Annotated in this window: 20 protein-coding genes and 1 tRNA gene; all 21 read left to right on the top strand. The window is 48.7% G+C overall.

Features of this window, described 5'->3' with window-relative positions; genetic code table 11:
- The first annotated feature begins 25 nt into the window (after nucleotides 1–25).
- A complete protein-coding gene (gene lapB, locus MPB2EB_RS06045) occupies nucleotides 26–1198 on the top strand; it encodes a lipopolysaccharide assembly protein LapB (protein ID WP_185181452.1) in 1173 nt (390 codons plus the stop codon).
- Nucleotides 1199–1263: 65 nt separating this feature from the next.
- Nucleotides 1264–2634 carry a UDP-glucose/GDP-mannose dehydrogenase family protein gene (locus tag MPB2EB_RS06040; protein WP_185181451.1) on the top strand — a complete coding sequence of 457 codons (1371 nt, stop codon included), beginning with the start codon at nucleotides 1264–1266 and terminating at the stop codon, nucleotides 2632–2634.
- Between the two features lie 33 nt (nucleotides 2635–2667).
- Nucleotides 2668–3672: a D-glycero-beta-D-manno-heptose-7-phosphate kinase gene (rfaE1, locus tag MPB2EB_RS06035; RefSeq protein ID WP_185181450.1), complete on the top strand. Its 1005-nt coding sequence runs from the start codon at nucleotides 2668–2670 to the stop codon at nucleotides 3670–3672.
- A 61-nt stretch (nucleotides 3673–3733) separates the two neighbouring features.
- Entirely contained in the window at nucleotides 3734–4726 is a 993-nt protein-coding gene (gene rfaD / locus MPB2EB_RS06030) for an ADP-glyceromanno-heptose 6-epimerase (protein WP_185181449.1), read from the top strand.
- Nucleotides 4727–4812: 86 nt separating this feature from the next.
- Nucleotides 4813–5157, top strand: coding sequence for a helix-hairpin-helix domain-containing protein (locus MPB2EB_RS06025; protein WP_185181448.1), 345 nt, complete (start codon nucleotides 4813–4815; stop codon nucleotides 5155–5157).
- 265 nt (nucleotides 5158–5422) lie between these two features.
- Nucleotides 5423–5950, top strand: a complete 528-nt coding sequence (locus MPB2EB_RS06020; RefSeq protein ID WP_185181447.1) for an HrpB1 family type III secretion system apparatus protein — start codon at nucleotides 5423–5425, stop codon at nucleotides 5948–5950.
- A gap of 36 nt (nucleotides 5951–5986) precedes the next feature.
- Nucleotides 5987–6385 (top strand): hypothetical protein, encoded by a 399-nt coding sequence (locus tag MPB2EB_RS06015; RefSeq protein ID WP_185181446.1) that lies wholly within the window; start codon nucleotides 5987–5989, stop codon nucleotides 6383–6385.
- Nucleotides 6386–6387: 2 nt separating this feature from the next.
- Nucleotides 6388–7191, top strand: a complete 804-nt coding sequence (gene sctJ / locus MPB2EB_RS06010) for a type III secretion system inner membrane ring lipoprotein SctJ (RefSeq protein ID WP_185181445.1) — start codon at nucleotides 6388–6390, stop codon at nucleotides 7189–7191.
- Nucleotides 7192–7230: 39 nt separating this feature from the next.
- Nucleotides 7231–7920 carry a type III secretion protein HrpB4 gene (locus MPB2EB_RS06005; RefSeq protein ID WP_185181444.1) on the top strand — a complete coding sequence of 230 codons (690 nt, stop codon included), beginning with the start codon at nucleotides 7231–7233 and terminating at the stop codon, nucleotides 7918–7920.
- A complete protein-coding gene (gene sctL, locus MPB2EB_RS06000) occupies nucleotides 7914–8903 on the top strand; it encodes a type III secretion system stator protein SctL (RefSeq protein WP_185181443.1) in 990 nt (329 codons plus the stop codon). The genes MPB2EB_RS06005 and sctL overlap by 7 nt, the downstream gene beginning before the upstream one ends.
- A 5-nt stretch (nucleotides 8904–8908) precedes the next feature.
- Nucleotides 8909–10240: a type III secretion system ATPase SctN gene (gene sctN, locus MPB2EB_RS05995; RefSeq protein WP_185181442.1), complete on the top strand. Its 1332-nt coding sequence runs from the start codon at nucleotides 8909–8911 to the stop codon at nucleotides 10238–10240.
- Complete coding sequence (locus MPB2EB_RS05990; protein WP_185181441.1) at nucleotides 10237–10749, top strand: hypothetical protein; 513 nt, start codon at nucleotides 10237–10239, stop codon at nucleotides 10747–10749. The genes sctN and MPB2EB_RS05990 overlap by 4 nt, the downstream gene beginning before the upstream one ends.
- Nucleotides 10750–10758: 9 nt before the next feature.
- Nucleotides 10759–11562, top strand: a complete 804-nt coding sequence (gene sctT / locus MPB2EB_RS05985; protein ID WP_185181440.1) for a type III secretion system export apparatus subunit SctT — start codon at nucleotides 10759–10761, stop codon at nucleotides 11560–11562.
- Nucleotides 11563–11728: 166 nt separating this feature from the next.
- Nucleotides 11729–11805: transfer RNA gene (locus MPB2EB_RS05980), tRNA-Val, on the top strand.
- Between the two features lie 130 nt (nucleotides 11806–11935).
- Nucleotides 11936–13843 (top strand): threonine--tRNA ligase, encoded by a 1908-nt coding sequence (gene thrS, locus MPB2EB_RS05975; RefSeq protein ID WP_185181439.1) that lies wholly within the window; start codon nucleotides 11936–11938, stop codon nucleotides 13841–13843.
- A gap of 122 nt (nucleotides 13844–13965) precedes the next feature.
- Entirely contained in the window at nucleotides 13966–14472 is a 507-nt protein-coding gene (gene infC, locus MPB2EB_RS05970; protein WP_081677994.1) for a translation initiation factor IF-3, read from the top strand.
- Between the two features lie 171 nt (nucleotides 14473–14643).
- Nucleotides 14644–14841, top strand: coding sequence for a 50S ribosomal protein L35 (gene rpmI / locus MPB2EB_RS05965; RefSeq protein WP_185181438.1), 198 nt, complete (start codon nucleotides 14644–14646; stop codon nucleotides 14839–14841).
- Between the two features lie 29 nt (nucleotides 14842–14870).
- The gene (rplT, locus tag MPB2EB_RS05960; RefSeq protein ID WP_185181437.1) at nucleotides 14871–15230 is read left to right on the top strand and encodes a 50S ribosomal protein L20; all 360 of its coding nucleotides are present in this window, start codon (nucleotides 14871–14873) and stop codon (nucleotides 15228–15230) included.
- A 128-nt stretch (nucleotides 15231–15358) separates the two neighbouring features.
- On the top strand, nucleotides 15359–16372 hold the full coding sequence (pheS, locus tag MPB2EB_RS05955) for a phenylalanine--tRNA ligase subunit alpha (protein WP_185182680.1): 1014 nt from the start codon (nucleotides 15359–15361) through the stop codon (nucleotides 16370–16372).
- Nucleotides 16373–16404: 32 nt separating this feature from the next.
- On the top strand, nucleotides 16405–18834 hold the full coding sequence (pheT, locus tag MPB2EB_RS05950; protein WP_185181436.1) for a phenylalanine--tRNA ligase subunit beta: 2430 nt from the start codon (nucleotides 16405–16407) through the stop codon (nucleotides 18832–18834).
- Nucleotides 18835–18847: 13 nt separating this feature from the next.
- Nucleotides 18848–19306, top strand: a complete 459-nt coding sequence (locus MPB2EB_RS05945) for an integration host factor subunit alpha (RefSeq protein WP_370576588.1) — start codon at nucleotides 18848–18850, stop codon at nucleotides 19304–19306.
- Nucleotides 19307–19310 lie beyond the last annotated feature (4 nt).

Here is a 19310-nt window from a genome sequence, read left to right as displayed (position 1 = left end):
TCACAACTATAAGTACGGTCTGCGCATGGATCTTGATTTCTGGTGGCTGCTGGTTATTCCGCTCATTTTTGGTTTGGGCTGGATGGCGGCACGTTTTGATCTTAAACATTTGCTAGCGGAGGGGGCGAATCTGCCGCGCTCTTATTTCCGCGGCCTTAATTTTTTGCTAAGTGAACAACACGATAAAGCAATCGATGCTTTTATTGAGGTTGCCAAACTCGATCCTGAAACCACGGAACTCCATTTCGCGTTAGGCAATTTATTTCGTCGCAGAGGTGAAACGGAGCGTGCAATTCGAGTTCACCAGAATTTACTTAATCGTACTGATTTGCCAGTGGCTGAAAGGGATCATGCGCTTTATGAATTAGGGCAAGACTTTCTGAAAGCCGGTCTTTTTGATCGCGCCGAAGCCGCGTTTGAGCTGTTGGTGACAGGAACTTATGCAAGTGAAGCGCAACGTAGTTTATTAACAATTTATAGTATTCAAAAAGATTGGCGGCGGGCCATTGTAATTGCCGAGCGGCTCGAAGCGTTGGGCGTGCAGCCTTGCCGCAAGCAGATCGCACAGTTTTACTGCGAGCTCGCTGAGGAGGCTTTGCAGCATAAACAAATCGACGAGGCGCGTAGTGAGCTTGAGCGTTCGCTGGTGGCTGATCCGGCCAATCCACGAGCAATTATTCTGCAGGGTGACGTTGAATTTGTGTTGGGAAACCTAACCTCTGCTATAGATGCATGGACGCAAATTGAGAAAGCAAACGCGACATATCTGCCACTCGTCGCTGAAAAGTTAATGCGTGCTTATGAGCAATTGGGGCACGCGGAACAAGGTAGCCGCTTATTGATTGACTATCTTGAGCGCTATGCGTCAAATGATCTATTAGATATTGCGTATCCTTATATTGCGGAGCAGCAAGGAATTGAGGCCGCGCATGCATTGGCACGAGCGCAAATGCAAAAAGCGCCCAATTTAGCCGGCATGATTAGACTGCTTGAGGCGCAACGGGCCACGGCTACAGAGGCACACCGAAGCGAGTTTGAGTTAATGCGTAGGCTATTAGTCCAGCGTACAAAAAATTTGCCACGCTATATTTGTCGGGATTGTGGTTTTCGCGCTCGGCTGTTTTATTGGCAATGTCCGGGATGCCGTGGCTGGGAAACCTATGCGCCGTGCCGTACTGAATCTATGTCGCATGGCTAGACTTGGATTTTCTTTTCGCTAACAGTATTGACTCTATTGAGTTTTATCAAAACAAATAAGAACACATGAAGATTACGATTATCGGCACGGGTTATGTGGGTCTAGTCACCGGAGCTTGTTTGGCGGAGACGGGCAATCATGTATTTTGCATTGATGTCGCGGCGCATAAAATCGATCTTTTGAATCAGGGTGGGGTTCCTATTTATGAACCTGGACTACAAGAAATAATTGCGCGTAACCGCGCAGCCGGCCGGATTCATTTTTCGACTGATCTTGCAGCAGGTGCCGCGCATGGTGACATTTTATTCATCGCTGTAGGTACGCCGCCGGACGAAGATGGGTCGGCCGATCTGCAATATGTGTTAGCGGCGGCACGTAATATCGGCCAACACATGCAGGGTTTTAAAGTGATCGTGAATAAATCGACAGTCCCGGTTGGCACTGCGCAACGCGTACAGCAAACGATTGCAGTAGAGCTTGCCGCGCGTGCAGTAGAGCACTCGTTTTCCGTTGTCTCGAATCCTGAGTTTCTGAAAGAAGGTGCGGCGATTGGTGATTTTATGCGACCAGACCGGATTGTGCTGGGTTGCGACAATGATCAAAATGGCGCGCGTGCCGCCGAAATCATGAAGTGCTTATATGCGCCATTTAACGGTGACCATAAGCGTATTTTGCAAATGGACGTGCGTTCGGCTGAATTAACCAAGTACGCGGCGAATGCAATGTTAGCAACCCGTATTTCTTTTATTAACGAACTGGCTAATTTGGCTGAGTGCATGGGAGCTGATATTGAAGCAGTGCGCCGTGGCATTGGCACTGACCCGCGGATTGGTGATCATTTTCTATCAGCAGGATGTGGCTATGGCGGCTCTTGTTTTCCAAAAGATGTGCAAGCTTTAATTCGCACCGCCAGTGAATATCATCAATCTTTACCTCTCTTGTCTGCAGTTGAAGCGGTGAATGATGAACAAAAGCAGGTGTTAGTGCGAAAAATGGTTGCGCGCTTGGGTGAGGACTTGTCCGCTTTTCGGTTTGCTGTTTGGGGGCTGGCATTCAAGCCTAACACCGATGATATGCGCGAAGCGCCAAGTCGAATATTGATTGCTGCATTATTAGCGCGTGGCGCTCAGGTGGTGGCTTACGATCCGGTGGCAATGGACGAAGCTCGGCGTGTTTTTGCGCTTGATTTGCAGAATGCGCCGGCTGCATATGCCCGTTTGTCATTCTTGGATGATCCTATGCAAGCCGTCGAGGGAGCAGATGCGCTGGTGGTGGTTACAGAATGGGATGAATTTAAGAATCCTGATTTCCAGCGTTTACGTGCACAGCTCAAAAAACCTTTGATTTTTGATGGCCGCAATGTATATGAACCTGCCGAGATGAGCGAATTAGGCATTGAATATCATGCTATAGGTCGGGTTTATGAAGGACTTTAATGTATTTGCTGCCTTTACTGAAAAAGGGGGGCTATGACGATTGTAGATGAGAAGGTGCTGAGGCAAACTTGCCGCCGTACATCAGCGGTGGGGGAGCAACTGGCCCTCGCGCATGTATTGGTGGTGGGAGATGTGATGCTTGATCGTTACTGGTTTGGCGATACGGCTCGTATTTCTCCTGAAGCGCCAGTGCCGGTAGTGCATGTCCAGCGTTGCGAGGAGCGTCCAGGCGGGGCGGCTAATGTTGCGTGCAACATTGCGGTGCTTGGTGCGCAAGCGAGCTTAATTGGCGTAGTGGGTGATGATGAAGCGGGTCGCCAGCTCGATAAGCTACTGGCTGAAAGTGGCGTTGCTGCCTACCTTGAGCGTGATTGCACGCGTCTGACAACAGTTAAGCTGCGTGTTGTATCGCGCCAGCAGCAATTATTGCGCGTTGATTTCGAAAAAAAAGTAACGCCTGAAACGCCGTCAACTGGATTGACAGACTTTAAAGCATTGCTGGCCAAGCAAGCCGTGGTATTGCTGTCTGACTATGGCAAAGGGTATTTAGCGCCTTATATTGCAGATATGATTGCCACCGCCCGTTCTGCTGGCAAGCCGGTGCTGGTCGATCCGAAGAGCGATGACTGGACGTCTTATCGCGGCGCCACGCTGATTACTCCAAACCGCGCCGAGCTGCGTGCCGTGACGGGTAACTGGCAATCGGAAGACGATCTTAGGCAACGCGTTACGCAGTTGTGTTTGGCGCTTGATATTGAGGCTTTATTACTCACACGCTCAGAAGAAGGCATGACGCTTTATCACGGTGAGCACGTGTTGCATATTAATACGGTGGCCAGCGAAGTTTATGATGTGGCAGGTGCGGGAGATACGGTGATCGCTACATTGGCTGCCCTATTGGCAGCAGGGATGCCGCTGGCTGACGCAGTTATTTATGCGAATCGGGCGGCGGGCATTGTCGTTGGTAAATTTGGCGCAGCGGCGGTAGAATACGAAGAACTTTTCCCTACCTCTGACGAAAAAGTGAAGCAAGTTTGATGCTGCATAGGTGATCAGATGTCTTGCCACGAGGTAGCTTAAAACTGTAAGGAATATATTGATGACTTTGATTGTAACGGGTGCCGCGGGTTTTATTGGTAGTAATCTGGTCAAAGCTTTAAACGCGCGTGGCGAAGATAATATTATTGCAGTCGATAATTTAACGCGTTCTGATAAATTTAAAAATTTAGTGGAGTGTGAGCTCGCAGATTATCTCGATAAAACTGAATTTATCGAACGTTTTGCGCGCGGTGCGTTTGGCAGAATACGTGCGGTTTTTCATCAAGGCGCGTGTTCGGATACGATGGCTAGCGATGGTCGTTATATGATGGAGAATAACTTTGCGTATAGCCGCTCATTGCTCGAAATCTGCGGTGTGCAACAGATTCCTTTCTTATACGCATCATCTGCGGCGATTTACGGAGGGAGCCAGCACTTCACCGAAACGCGTACTTGCGAGCGGCCACTGAATGTTTATGGCTACTCTAAATTCTTATTCGATCAATTTGTACGTCGCAAATTGCCGATGACACAAACTCAGATTGCTGGTTTTCGCTATTTTAATGTTTATGGACCCGGTGAAGCTCATAAAGGACGTATGGCCTCGGTCGCTTTGCATAATTTTAATGAATTTCGGGCGCAGGGCCGGGTGAAACTATTTGGCGAGTACAATGGCTATGCAGCTGGGCAGCAGCTGCGTGATTTTGTATCGGTCGAAGATGTCGTCAAAGTGAATTTGCACTTCTTCGATCATCCTCAGCAATCAGGCATTTTTAATTTGGGGAGTGGCCGAGCTCAGCCTTTTAATGATATTGCGGTAAGTGTGGTGAATGCTTTGCGCCGCGCCGGTGGTGAAGCGGCTTTACCGCTTGCAGAGCTGGTGGCGCAGGGCTTGATTGAATATATCCCTTTTCCAGATGCGCTACGCGGCAAATATCAATGTTTTACCCAAGCTGATTTAACGCAGTTACGCAAAATTGGCTATAGCGCCCCATTTTTGAATGTTGAGCAAGGCGTTACACGTTATGTAAATTGGCTGATTGGCCAGCTATAATTGATTGCGCATAGCGCCTACACTGGTCTCCTTAAGCAATGCTAACTAGGGCATTGCGTTAATCACACTGCCAAAGGAGAGCCAGCATGCTCAAAAATCTGTTATTTATTGTATCCATCCTAACAACCTTCATCAGCGTTATCCATTCCGCCTATGCGCAAGTCGCAGTCGATGTGAATGCGGCTAATGCAGCCACTTTGCAAAGCATAAAAGGGGTTAACTCGGTCAAAGCAGAGGCTATTGTTAGAGAACGTGATACGCATGGCCCATATCAAGATATGGCCGATTTAGCTGCGCGCGTGAAGGGATTGGGCCAAAAGTCAGTGGCTAAGCTCCAACAGCAAGGGCTGGCCATTGGCACTGCAGTAAAATCACCGATTACTGTCAAATCAAATATAGTCGGCAAGTCTCGCCCCGCTGATAAAAAATAATATCAATGCGTGAAAACTGGCATCCTTTTTGCGCTAAGAAAAAATTGCTTAGTGTGTGAGGGAGTGCCAGAAGGGCGGCTCACGATATTCGGGGCAGCATCTTCCTTATCCGCTAAACCTCTAAGGAGTCGTTATTCAAACGACTTCGCTTCACGTACCATAATTTCGGTTTGATCGCCCAGATTAAGTACGGCTTGCTTATGCTCAAGGCATATTTGAACTCTGCATTGCCTAGAAGTAGTCGATGCGCTAACTAAGAGAGAGCATGATGACCTACCTTGATTGTGATGATGAAGTGATCTGGGGCTTGATCGATGTGATTAGTGCTGCGCTTGCTGGCGACGGCACTTTTCAAGCAAAAGATGGTGATGGGCCAGACCCAGGTGATATTGAATTGATGATCAACGTTGTACGCATTTTGCGGCCGAATTTACTTGAGTTTGAAGTCTATGACGCCATGCTACTTATGAAGCGAGGCTTACTTGATGATGCGGTCAGGACGCTTAATCGCATTATTAGTCTACGGCCCAATTTTAATTATGGTAAAGCCCTCTTGGCTTTTTGCTTATTGAGGCAGCGAGATCCTAAATGGAGCATTCTGGCTGACGAAGTGATAGAAGCCAACGAACCGCCAGAAGCGGTGAAATTGATTGCTTTGCTGCAAGAATACATAGCGTTTGCTGAGGGTAGGCTTGACCCCAATGAAATACAAACGGTTAAGAGTCTGGAAGAGGGCTCAGCAGCGCAGGTAGAGGCTCTTAATACAAGTACTGAATATTTCCCACGTGCCTAATGTTTAAATTTTAGTGAGTTTTGAGGAGTATAAATCATGGATCCTTTCTTAACTGCGCAGGTAACTTCTGCCATGCCGTCTGACTTAACCTCGCTTAGCAATCCGACTTATGTTGCCCAACAAAACGAAGCGCAGGTACAAAAATTTGAAGGAATGTTAAATGGCGATAGCCTACTCGTTGCCTCGGAACAGACTTCGCACGGTGTATCCGTGATTGGCCAAGTTGCACAAGAACAAGATGCAATGCTACGACATTCGATGCAAAATGCGATTGGCTTGATCGATAATATGCCCAATATGAGTCCACAACAAATGCACGCGGCCTCGATGCAAGTTTCGCTAGAAATGATGACGACTAACTTTAATATGCAAGGCAAATTAGCCGTCGTAGATGGTGCTAAAAAATCAGTTGAGACTCTTTTCAGGAATCAATAACTATGTTTTATACCCAGTTTGGCAGACGTTGGCGCTTGTTCGCCGCGATTGCGCTAATAGCGCTGCTGGCGGCTTGCCAGAAAGAGCTTTATGGCAACCTGGGTGAACATGACGCAAATGAAATGATCGTTGCGCTACTGCAAGCAGGTGTGGATGCGCGTAAATCGAGTCCTGATGGTGGCAAGACCTGGAGCATTGCTGTTTCGGGCGATCAAGTGGTGCGCGCAATGGAAGTGTTGCGCGCTAAAGGACTACCTCAGCAAAAGTTCTCTAATTTAGGGGATATGTTTAAGAAAGACGGTTTGGTATCGACTCCAACTGAAGAGCGGGTGCGTTTTATTTATGGTGTTTCACAAGAGCTTTCACGCACGCTATCAGAAATAGATGGCGTAGTGACCGCTCGTGTGCATATTGTATTGCCTAATAATGATCCGCTAGCGCAGCATGCACAACCTTCTTCGGCATCGGTATTCATTAAATATCGCCCTGACGCGAATGTCGCTACGCTCTCGCCGCAAATCAAAAATTTGGTGGTGCATAGCATTGAAGGCTTATCTTACGAGCAAGTGAGCGTAATTACTGTACCTGCGGAGCCCATTAATACGGCAATCGCTAATCCAGACAATGCCGTAGGCTGGCTAAAAACACTCTGCATCGTGTTCATCGCGTTACTAGTTGGAGCGGGTGCCGTATTAGCTTGGTTAAAACGTGATGTGCTGATGGCAAATCAACATTTACGTAAAATTGTGCAGCAAGTCCAAACATTGACAAAAGGTTCACGCAAGAAAAATGCGAGTGGGTCATAAATTTGACTCTAATCAAAAGCAAAATGGGAGTTGGGCACCATGGTTGCACAGGAGTCGCTACTTGCTACACACCAAGAGTATGCTGCATTAATTGCCGCTTATAGTAGAAATCTTACGGTGTTGCCGCGCTATATTCATGCCTCTTGGTGGGGTGGATTAGCTAAGCTGGCGGGGCTCGGTTACCAGGGCGAGGGACTTAAATGTACGCGTGCTTTATTTGCGCTGGCAGATATAAAACTCCCTCGATTGCACGACTTCCAAGGGCTGTCAGGTAAGTTAGGCGCTTTAGCGAGTCCCCAGGCATTACAGTGTTTCCGTTTGCGGGCATTGGCGTTTCGTCGTAGTGAGCTGCGTCACAGTATTGACCGGAAAAGCCGAGCACTACTGCGTACTTGGCTGGATGCGGCGGAGTTGGATCAACTGATGGCTTTACCCGGATCTCCGCAAACAGGGCTGTTGGAGCGTTCGTTTGAGATGAAACCGTTCGCTGCTTTGCAGCAAGCAGAGCTTGAATGGGAAGGGCTTTGTTTATTTGGGCGTGATCGCATATGGGTGCCAACCGGCCCGTTTGCTTGGTTGAAAATGCATTTTCCACGCGAGCAGGCACCGTTGCCATGGGTCATGGCGACGCGCAAGCAAGATGGCGGTATTGATGCGCGATTTGATCCTAATGGCAGTGAGGCGGTGTTGGCAATGTTGCCTGATTTAAATGGGGGGGAGCTATGTTGATCTGGCTGCGCTATCCAAAGCGCGCTAATGCTGCCAAGCTCGCGCAAGCAGGCATCGGCATTGAGGGAGAGGTGATTCCTGCTGCTGCGCTTGGGCGTTTGCTTGAGCTGGAGGATGGCTTTGCAGCACTCGCTGGCGAGCGAGAACAAGGGCAGCGCGAACTCGAAGAGAAAGCTAAAGAAGCATATGAAAACGCTTACAAAAAAGGGTATGCGGAAGGCCAAGCGCAGGCGGTTGAGGAATGGTATGAACGCGCTTTAGCGGCCATGAGTGATTATCAGCAGATTCGTTTGCGCATGCGCGAGCGGCTGGCAGGATTGGTCATCTCAGCGGTTGAGCAAATAGTGCAAACAGAAGATACCAAAACCTTATTTGTGCGCGCTCTGTCGACTTTGGATCAAATTGTTGAGGGCGCTTCTTCGCTTGCTGTCTCGGTTAATCCATCTCAGCTCGAAGCGGCTCAACAGACCTTTGAAAAATTTGTCAGTAAGCTAGGTCAATTAGGCCGGCCAATCAAATTAATTGTGCGCTCAGATAGGCGACTTGCGCTCGGAGCGTGCATCTGTGAATCTGATTTTGGCATTGTCGATGCAAGTTTAGACATTCAATTGCAAGCGCTACGCGCTGCTATTGAGCGAGCTCTCACCACAGACATTGCGCAAGCGCCCCACGCTGTAGCCAGCGAGGTGAATGTAGATGAAGAAGCATTCGATGAGCAGCAGTTAGAGGAAGAAGAGTTTAATGAAAATCAAGAAGAGCTGGATGACGAAGATTTAGACGAGGAAGATCCAGACGAGGAAGATTCAGACGAGGAAGATTCAGACGAGGAAGATTCAGACGAGGAAGATTCAGACGAGGAAGATTCAGACGAGGAAGATTCAGATGAGGAAGATCCAAACAAGGAAGGTTTAGATGAAAAAGATCCAGACAAAGTCAGTTCTGAAAAAGTTTCTACAAAACCTCATCCACCGTCTGCAGGTTAGATCAAATGAAACAATTGCGCGATTTTCAAGGCCTGACTGATTTAATTGAGCACGAGCTCAGGTTACGGCCGTCTGTCCAGCAAGCTGGCAAAGTCATCGAAGTCACCGGTACGCTGATTCGCGCTACAGGTATTGAGGTTAAACTGGGCGAGATGTGCGAATTGCGCAGTCCAGAGGGCAAGCTACTGCAATATGCTGAAGTGGTTGGTTTTGCCCAGAACGTTGCAATTCTTTCCCCTTTTGGTAGCTTAACCCACCTCTCACGCGCTACCCGCGTAATGGGTCTAGGGCGTCCGCTATCCGTTAAAGTTGGGCCGCAACTGTTGGGCCGTGTGATTGATGCGCTAGGCGCACCTATTGATCAGCGTGGTCCACTTGAATATGAGGCACTGCGGCCGATTTTAGCCGATCCACCTGACCCAATGAGTCGTCGGTTAATCGACGAGCCGTTTTATACGGGTGTGCGCGCAGTGGATGCATTTATGACATTCGGCGATGGTCAGCGAGTAGGGGTCTTTGCCCCGGCCGGAGTAGGCAAAAGCACGCTGATGGGCATGTTTGCGCGAGGCTCAGCCTGTGATGTGAGTGTCATCGCATTAATTGGCGAGCGCGGTCGTGAAGTACGTGAATTTATTGAGCAGATCCTTGGCGAAACAGCGTTAGCGCGCTCGGTGGTTGTCTGTGCAACCTCAGACCGTTCTTCAATTGAACGCGCGAAGGCCAGTTATGTAGCGACTACGATTGCTGAATATTTTCGTGATCAAGGATTACGTGTTCTGTTAATGATGGATTCCTTGACTCGTTTTGCGCGTGCACAGCGTGAAATTGGGTTAGCGGCGGGCGAGCCGCCTACCCGGCGTGGCTTTCCCCCTTCGCTATTTGCGGAATTGCCGCGTTTGCTAGAGCGTGCAGGCACATCAGATAAAGGTTCTATTACAGCACTCTATACGGTGCTTATGGAAGATGAAGATAGTAGCGATCCAGTGGCTGAGGAAGTGCGCAGTATTCTTGATGGCCATATTATTTTATCGCGTGAGATTGCTGCCCGTAATCAGTACCCGGCAATTGACGTGCTGGGCAGCTTATCGCGCGTTATGCATCAGGTTACTCCAGAGTCGCACCGGGAGGCGGCGGCGCGCGTGCGACGTTTATTGGCCAAGCATCGTGAAGTAGAAACCCTATTACAGCTTGGTGAATATCAACCAGGCAGTGACCCTGTGGCAGATGAGGCAATCTCAAAAATCGAGGCGATCCGTAGTTTGCTAACGCAGCGCACAGATGCGCTTGCCGATCCGATGGAGACCATTGAAACGCTACAGGAGCTCGTCAGCGAATGAAAGATCGTCGAATGATAGCGTTTACTACATTGCTCGCTGCGCGTAAGCGGCTCGCGGAAAAGCTAGAAAAAACCTATGCTATGCAACGCGCCGAATATGCTGAGCGGATGCAAGCAGTTGCCGCAAAGAATGACGAAATCGCTGAGCAATTGCAAGAGCAGCAAACACGTACGACTGTTATTAGTCATATGATGAGTGGCGAGGTGTTGCTTAAAATCGCTGAATTGGAAGCGGCCTGGCAGTATCTTAATCTGGTGAATGAGCGGCATAAGCAGCTAGAAGCTGAGTTAGTACCGCTCCAAAAAGCGGTGCAAGCCAAAGAAGCAGAAATACGCGAGACGCGTCAACGCATAGCCAAAAACGAGGCGCAAATTGAGGCTTATTCTAAGCTGGTGAGCGTAGCGCGCCGTGCACAATTGCGTGCTGCTGAGAATGCACTAGATGAAGAGGCGGAAGAAGCTTTATTAGCGCAACGGCGCTTACGCGATGACGCAAAACATAATCTCTAGGAGTGGGTTATGGAAGACTTGCTATTGTTGCACCATCTTACGGAATCGTTCATTGGGTTGTTAATGACGATTGGATTATGCAGTGTGCGAATTTTGATTGTCCTAGTGGTTTTGCCCGCTTTAAGCGACCAAATTTTGCAAGGTACGGCTAGAAATGGTGTCGCCATCATGTTTGGTTCTTTTGTTGCTTATGGCCAGCCAGTGAGTTTGCAAGAAATGCCTGCGCTGATGATGCTGTTAGTCGTAGGCAAAGAGGCTATGTTAGGGTTAATACTGGGTTTTGCTGCTTCGACTATTTTTTGGGCGGCTTCTGGTATTGGGGTATTAATTGACGATTTGGCGGGTTTTAATAATATTCAAATCAGTAACCCAATGCGTCAAGATATTAGTACCCCTATTTCTTCTTTGTTAGAGCAACTTACAATTGCCGCTTTTTGGGTTTTGGGCGGTATGATTTTCTTGCTGGGCGCGCTTTACCAATCTTTCCAATGGTGGCCGATTGGGAGTTTAACGCCTGTAGCAGGCTCGATACTTGAATCATTCGTCTTGCGTCAGACAGATACATTGATGGAAATTATTTGTAAGCTAGCAGCGCCAATGGTGCTGATTTTAGTTTTAGTCGATTTGTCGTTCGGATTTTTAGCTAAAGGCGCGGAAAAATTGGATCTTATGGCATATGGTCAGCCTGTCAAAGGAACCATCACATTGTTTATGTTGGCGATTTTTATTGGTATTTTTCTGAACCAAGTTCAGGCGCAACTATCCCTCAGAGATATTGCGGCCCAGTTTCAGAATTTGAGCAAGCCGCATTGAGTGGGTAGCCGTAGTATCGTTATGCTGGAGCAAATGTGTCAAATGTGCATTGATAGCAGATAACCTTGGGCATATGCTGAAGCTTGAATTGCCTCTCATTGCGGAGTTATAAGCAAAAATCGATATTGGCTTTTATAAAAAAAACCTTTAAAATGCGTGCTTCTTTAGGCTCGTAGCTCAGTTGGTTAGAGCACCACCTTGACATGGTGGGGGTCGTTGGTTCGAATCCAATCGAGCCTACCAACGAATATTTCATTTGATTGACACTAATGCGGTCTTAACGGGAGATGGTTAAGACCGCATTTTTTGCTATTCTTTTTTGTATAGCTGCGCTAGAAGTTATTGGCTTCTAAATGGCGGCTAGGAGCGCTTGATGATTTCAGTACATTTACTTGATGGCTCCGTGCGTGACTTTGAGCGCCCAGTCTCGGTGGCTGAAGTGGCGGCCTCAATTAGCCCCGGGCTTGCTAAAGCAGCGCTTGGCGCGCGCCTTGATGGAAAGCCGGTTGATACTTCAGCGCTCATTGAACGTGATGTATCTTTGGCGATTATTACAGGTCAGGATGAAGAGGGCCTGAACATCATCCGTCATTCAGCAGCTCATTTACTTGCTTATGCAGTTAAAGACCTTTATCCGGAAGCCCAGGTGACGATCGGACCTGTGATCCAAAATGGGTTTTATTATGATTTTGCGTATAGTCGCCCGTTCACGCCAGAAGACCTTGAGAAAATTGAAAAACACATGCGCGAGCTAGTGAAGCGCAACGAAGCGGTGTTGCGCCGAGAAATGCCGCGCGAGCAAGCGATTCATTATTTTAATGGGATTGGCGAACATTACAAAGCTGAGCTTATCGAGTCAATTCCACCAGGCGAAGTGATTACATTGTATTCGCATGGAGATTTCACGGACTTATGCCGCGGCCCGCATGTGCCGAACACGGGTAAATTAAAAGCCTTCAAATTATTGAAAGTAGCTGGCGCATATTGGCGGGGCGACGCGCGTAATCAACAGTTGCAACGGATTTATGGTACGGCTTGGGCGACCCAGGAACAGTTAGATGCTTATTTGTACCAGCTAGAAGAAGCTGAAAAGCGTGATCATCGCAAACTTGGCAAGCAGCTTGATCTTTTTCATTTGCAAGATAATGCTCCGGGCATGGTATTTTGGCATCCGTCAGGCTGGGCGATATGGCAACAAATTGAACAATATATGCGAGCTCGCCTTACCGTTGCTGGCTATCGTGAAATTCGTACGCCACAGGTGATTGATCGTGGGTTATGGGAACGCTCCGGTCATTGGCAGAACTATCGTGAAAATATGTTCACGACTGAATCTGAAAAACGTGACTATGCGATTAAACCGATGAGTTGTCCGGGGCATGTCCAAGTTTTTAATCACACGCTGCACTCATATCGTGATTTGCCACTGCGCTTGGCGGAATTTGGTTCGTGTCACCGTAATGAGCCATCGGGCGCATTACATGGCTTAATGCGTGTACGCGGTTTTGTACAAGACGATGCGCATATTTTTTGTACGGAAGAACAAATTATTGCTGAATCGATCGCCTTTAATACATTGGCGATGGAGATTTATAAAGATTTTGGTTTTACGGACATTGAAATTAAATTATCGCTACGCCCTGAGCAGCGCGCGGGTTCCGATGCAGATTGGCAGCGTGCAGAAGAGGGTTTGCGTCAGGCTTTATCCGCCTGCAATTTAAAGTGGCAAGAGTTGCCAGGCGAAGGCGCTTTTTATGGGCCCAAGATTGAATATCATATTAAAGATGCGCTGGGCCGTTCATGGCAGTGTGGCACGCTGCAACTTGATTTCGTCTTGCCAGAAAGATTAGATGCTGAATATGTAGCAGAAGATAATAGCCGCCGCCGACCAGTGATGCTGCATCGGGCTGTATTGGGGTCAATGGAGCGCTTTATTGGAATTTTAATTGAACACCATGCTGGTGCGTTGCCGGTATGGCTCGCGCCAATTCAGGCGGTGGTGTTGAATATCGCCCAAAGTCAAGCGACTTACGCGGGCGAGGTTGCTGAAACACTGAAAAAGCAGGGCTTCAGGGTTGAAGCTGATTTGCGCAATGAAAAAATTAACTATAAAATACGTGAACATACGTTACGTAAGGTCCCGTATTTGCTGGTTGTGGGTGACCGGGAACGGGATGCTAAAACGGTCGCTGTGCGTGCGCGTAGTGGCGTAGATCGAGGTGTGGTCTCGCTTAACGACTTTGTTGTGAGTTTGCACAATGAAATGTCGTGCTTTAAATAACATCGCTTAAAAAGCGCCTTTTATAATAAGGTAGTTTTATAACGCGTTTGGTTAAGTTAAGCGTATTCAGCACAGTGGTTTTTTGAATTTAAAAAGGAAATAACATCGCTACAGATAAGTCTTTGCACCGCCTAAATAGCGGAATTACAGCGCCCGAAGTGCGTTTGTTGGGTGTGGATGGCGAGGCCATTGGTATTGTAAAGTTGGCTGAAGCTTTGCGTTTAGCGGAACAAGCCGAGATTGATTTAGTCGAAATTGCGCCTCAAGCGGCCCCGCCAGTGTGCCGCTTAATGGATTATGGTAAGTTTAAATACCAGGAAGCCAAGAAAGCGCATGAGGCAAAGCTGAAACAAAAAGTGATTCAGGTCAAGGAAGTCAAATTCCGCCCGGGCACAGATGATGGCGATTACAATGTCAAATTGCGTAATTTGACGCGCTTTCTTGAAGAAGGCGATAAAACCAAAGTCACTTTGCGTTTTCGAGGCCGTGAAATGGCTCACCAGGAAATTGGTATGCGTATGCTTGAGCGTTTGCGCGCTGACCTGGAAGAGCATGGTCAGGTTGAGCAAATGCCCAAGATGGAAGGGCGACAGATTGTGATGGTGTTATCACCTAAGAAGAAAAAATAGCTGAATAGCTTAATGGCTATGTAGCGCAAGGTTTTAGCGATGACGTGGTAAGTTTGCGGGGTCGCTAAAAAATTCGGCGGATAATTGCCGGTATAAGTGGTCAAAGGTTGTTTAAGGGTAGCGTAGATAAGCTGCACACCTTTGATTCATGTTCGAAAAACAGGAGTTGTAATGCCTAAAATGAAAACCAAGAAAAGCGCAGCTAAGCGCTTTGTGGTGCGTCCAGGCGGAACCGTTAAACGGGGCCAAGCTTTTAAGCGCCATATCCTTACCAAAAAGACGACTAAAAATAAGCGTCATTTGCGGGGTAGCACACAAGTGTGTGCGGCTGATCTGGGCGCGGTGCGCGCCATGCTTCCATTTGCTTGATCTCACACTCATAGGAACAGGAGAAAACCATGCCTCGAGTTAAACGTGGGGTCACTGCACGGGCCCGTCATAAAAAAGTCATTGATGCTGCTAAAGGGTATCGTGGCCGTCGTAAAAATGTCTATCGGGTTGCCAAACAAGCCGTTATGAAAGCGGGGCAGTATGCCTACCGCGACCGCCGTAATAAAAAGCGCGTTTTCCGCGCTTTGTGGATTACACGTATCAATGCAGCAGTGCGCGAGCATGATATGACGTATAGCGTATTTGTGAATGGCCTGAAAAAAGCGGCGATTGAATTGGACCGTAAAGTTCTAGCCGATATGGCGGTGATGGATAAAGCCGCATTTGCAGCGATTGTTCAGCAGGTTAAAACAGTGGTTGTAAACTAACTATTACCCTATTGAGGCGCCTCGCGCAATTGTGTTGAGGCAATTTTATAGTGCTTTGAAATATGGGGTTCTTGCTGAACCCCATTTTCATTGTAGCGTTTGCAGCAACGTTATATTTGGAAAAACTGATGGATTTGGAGCAGATTGTCGCTGATGCTCGTCATGCTTTCGCGCAAGCAGCCGATACGGTTTCGCTCGAAAATGAGAAAGCCCGTTTTCTTGGCAAAGCGGGACAGTTGACGGAGCTTTTAAAAGCACTTGGCCGGCTTGATGCGGAGACGCGCAAGCGCGAAGGGGTACAGATTAATCTCGCCAAGCAGCAAGTGGAAGAAATGCTGCGCACGCGGCGTGAGCAATTAGCGGATAAGCTGATGCAACAGCGCCTTGCGGCGGAGGCGATGGATGTCACCTTACCTGGCCGAGGCGTGCGTAAGGGGAGTTTGCATCCTGTGATGCAGACCTGGGAACGGGTAGAACAGATCTTTCGCTCGATTGGCTTTGATCTAGCCGAAGGGCCTGAAATTGAAACGGACTGGTACAACTTTACTGCGCTGAATAGCCCGCTAAATCATCCGGCGCGCTCAATGCAAGATACATTTTATATCGATGCACGGGATGAGAATGATCAGCTTTTGCTATTACGCACACATACCAGCCCGATGCAGGTTCGCTATGCACGTATGAAGCAGCCACCCATCAGGGTGATCGCTGCAGGACGCACGTATCGCGTAGATAGCGACGCAACACATTCTCCGATGTTTAATCAAGTAGAAGGGCTTTGGATTGATGAAAACATCAGCTTTGCTGATCTCAAAGGCGTTTATACAGAATTTTTGCGGCGCTTTTTTGAGCGCGATGATTTGCAAGTGCGTTTTCGTCCGTCTTACTTTCCATTTACTGAGCCTTCTGCTGAAATCGATATGCTGTTTGAGCAAGGCAAAAATGCTGGAAAATGGCTCGAGATTTCTGGCGCAGGCCAAGTCCATCCAAGTGTGATTCGCAATATGGGTTTTGCCCCAGAGCGCTATACCGGCTTTGCCTTTGGCAGTGGTTTGGAGCGACTGACGATGTTACGTTATGGCGTGCAAGATCTACGCCACTTTTTTGAAGGCGATGTGCGCTTTTTGCAGCAGTTTGCTTAATTTTCTATCGATTTATTTTTACAGAGTGTGTCATGCAATTCCCGCAATCCTGGTTAAGGAGCTTGGTTGATCCAACTTTATCGACGGAGTCATTGGCCCATACGTTGACTATGGCGGGGCTTGAAGTTGAAGCGCTGCGCGTCGTCGCGCCACCGACCTCAAAGGTGGTTGTGGGGCAAATACGAGAAGTGGTTAAGCATCCAGATGCGGACCGGCTGAATGTGTGCCAAGTTGACGTTGGCGTGGCTGAGTTACTTACCATTGTCTGCGGTGCACCCAATGTTGCCGTGGGTTGTAAGGTGCCATGTGCGCTGATCGGGGCGGAGTTGCCCGCGGCAGAGGCGGGTGGCGCGCCTTTTCGGATTAAGCGGAGCAAGTTGCGCGGCGTAGAAAGCCAGGGCATGTTGTGTTCGGCGCGCGAGCTTCAAATCTCAGGTGATGGCGTCGGTTTGCTGATTTTGCCAGCAGATGCGCCGCTTGGGCAAGATATTCGGCAAGCGTTGCACCTGGATGAGATGATTTTTGACATTAAACTGACGCCTAATCGGGCAGATTGTTTGTCGATTTTAGGAATTGCCCGCGAAGTCTCAGCGATCACTGGCGCACCTTTGCGCCAACCTCAGTTTGAGTTCGTTGCCACGACTTTGACGGAAATTCTGCCGGTTCAAGTTGCCGCCCGCGATTTTTGCGGGCGTTTTTCAGGGCGGGTGATGCGCCATGTAAACGCGCGCGCGCAAACTCCTAAATGGATGGTAGAACGTCTTGAGCGTGCCGGTCAGCGCAGTATCTCAGCGTTGATCGATATTTCCAATTACGTAATGCTGGAATTGGGTCAGCCAACGCATATCTTCGACCTTGATAAACTGCAAGGCCCGCTTGAAGTGCGTTGGGCACAGGGTGGCGAATCGCTCAAATTACTCAATGGAAATACGGTTGAGTTGGATCAGACCATCGGCGTGATTGCTGATCAACAGGCTGTGCAAAGTATGGCTGGCGTGATGGGTGGGGATTATGCCGCGGTCTCGCTAGATACATGCAATATCTATCTCGAAGCTGCATTCTGGTGGCCAGATAGCATTCGTGGGCGTGCACGCCGGTATAATTTCACCACTGAAGCCGCGCATCGTTTTGAGCGCGGTGTGGATTATGCGGCTACCGTTGCTCAGCTTGAATATATGACCCGCTTGATTGTCGATATTTGTGGTGGGGAAGCTGGGCCGATTGACGATCAAGTGATTGCGCTGCCAGACCGTGCGCCAGTGGCGTTAGACGCTACCCGCGCGAGCCGTATCATTGGGGTGGCTATAAGCGTCAATGAAATTGCAGAAATATTGACGCGTCTTGGTTTATCTTTCGAGTTTCAAGATGAGCAATTTATTGTTACGCCCCCATCTTATCGTTTTGACCTTGAAATTGAAGCCGACCTGATAGAAGAGGTGGCGCGCGTTTATGGCTTTGAGAAGATCCCAGCGCGCCTGCCAGTTGCCCTTAATATCATGCGTGAGGCGACGGAGACTCGGCGTTCAGTGCATGCGATCCGGCATCAATTGGCTGCGCTTGGCTATACGGAAACGATTAATTTTAGTTTTGTAGATGAAGCATGGGAGCAAGATTTTGCTGGCAATGCGGCACCCGTGCGGGTATTAAATCCGATTGCAAGTCAACTCTCGGTGATGCGTAGCACATTGCTTGGCGGCTTAGTCAATCAGCTGAGTTATAACCTCAAGCGTAAAGCTGCGCAGATTCGCCTATTTGAAGTGGGGCGAGCATTCTCTTTAGACCCAGCTGCGCCAGCAGGCGCTTTAACGGTGGCTGGGTTAAATCAGCAATCATTGGTGAGCGCGTTAGCCTATGGGCCGGTGTGGCCGGAGCAATGGGGGGTGGCGACACGTTGGGTGGATTTTTTTGACCTTAAAGGGGATTTGGAGGCGCTTTTTGCGCCGGCTACGCCGCGCTTTACGGCAGCGGAGCATCCTGCCTTGCATCCAGGGCGTAGCGCACAGATTGAGCTGGCAGGCAAGCCGGCCGGTTGGCTGGGTGAGTTACATCCACGCTGGTTACAAAAATATGATTTACCGCGTGCGCCTATTTTCTTTGAGGTTGATCTAAACGCGTTGTGCGAACGGGCTGTGCCAACGGCGCTTGAGGTTGCCAAATTCCCGCCTGTACGGCGTGATATTGCGGTGCTTGTTAGCGATCAAATTAAGGCGCAGGAACTGCTTGACGAAATGCAAAAAGCGCGAGCTGATGAAGCCTGCAAATATGTACAGCAGATTACACTGTTTGATGAATTTCGCCCTCAAGCAGAAACGGATGCGCAACTTCCGCAGCAAAGAAGTCTTGCGTTTCGAATAACCTTGCAAGATACTGAAGGAACTTTGCAAGATGCAATGATTGATTTAGCCATTAAAACTTTGGTTGATCGCCTGGTGCACGCCTATGATGTGCGCTTGCGTAATTGACAGCTTAAAAAGTATGAATGCCATAGAATGGAGCGCAGATTTAGTGGAGCAACGGGCGATGTTAGAGCAGGAAAAGTTACCAGAAGATTCACCTAACAGCTTATGCGAAAGCGCTCAAAGTGAAGCGTTGGTTGAGAGAGAAGGTGAAACGCCAACCCTGACCAAAGCCGAACTGGCTGAATTTTTATTTGATCAGGTAGGTTTAAATAAACGTGAAGCCAAAGAAATGGTGGACGCTTTTTTCGAATCGATTGGCAGCGCACTTGAAAGAGGAGAGAGCGTAAAGCTATCCGGCTTTGGCAACTTCCAGTTACGTGATAAGCCGCAACGGCCTGGGCGCAATCTGAGGACTGGAGAAACGATCCCAATCGCGGCGCGCCGAGTCGTCACGTTCCATGCCAGCCAAAAACTTAAGACACTGGTTGAATCTAATATGCCGTCGGTGCAGGCATCAGCGTATACGCCGCTTTGATAGC

The sequence above is a fragment of the Mycoavidus sp. B2-EB genome (assembly GCF_014218255.1).
Taxonomy (GTDB): Bacteria; Pseudomonadota; Gammaproteobacteria; order Burkholderiales; family Burkholderiaceae; genus Mycoavidus.
The sequence above is the reverse complement of the archived record's forward strand: the minus strand, read 5'-3'. Positions and strand labels throughout refer to the sequence as shown.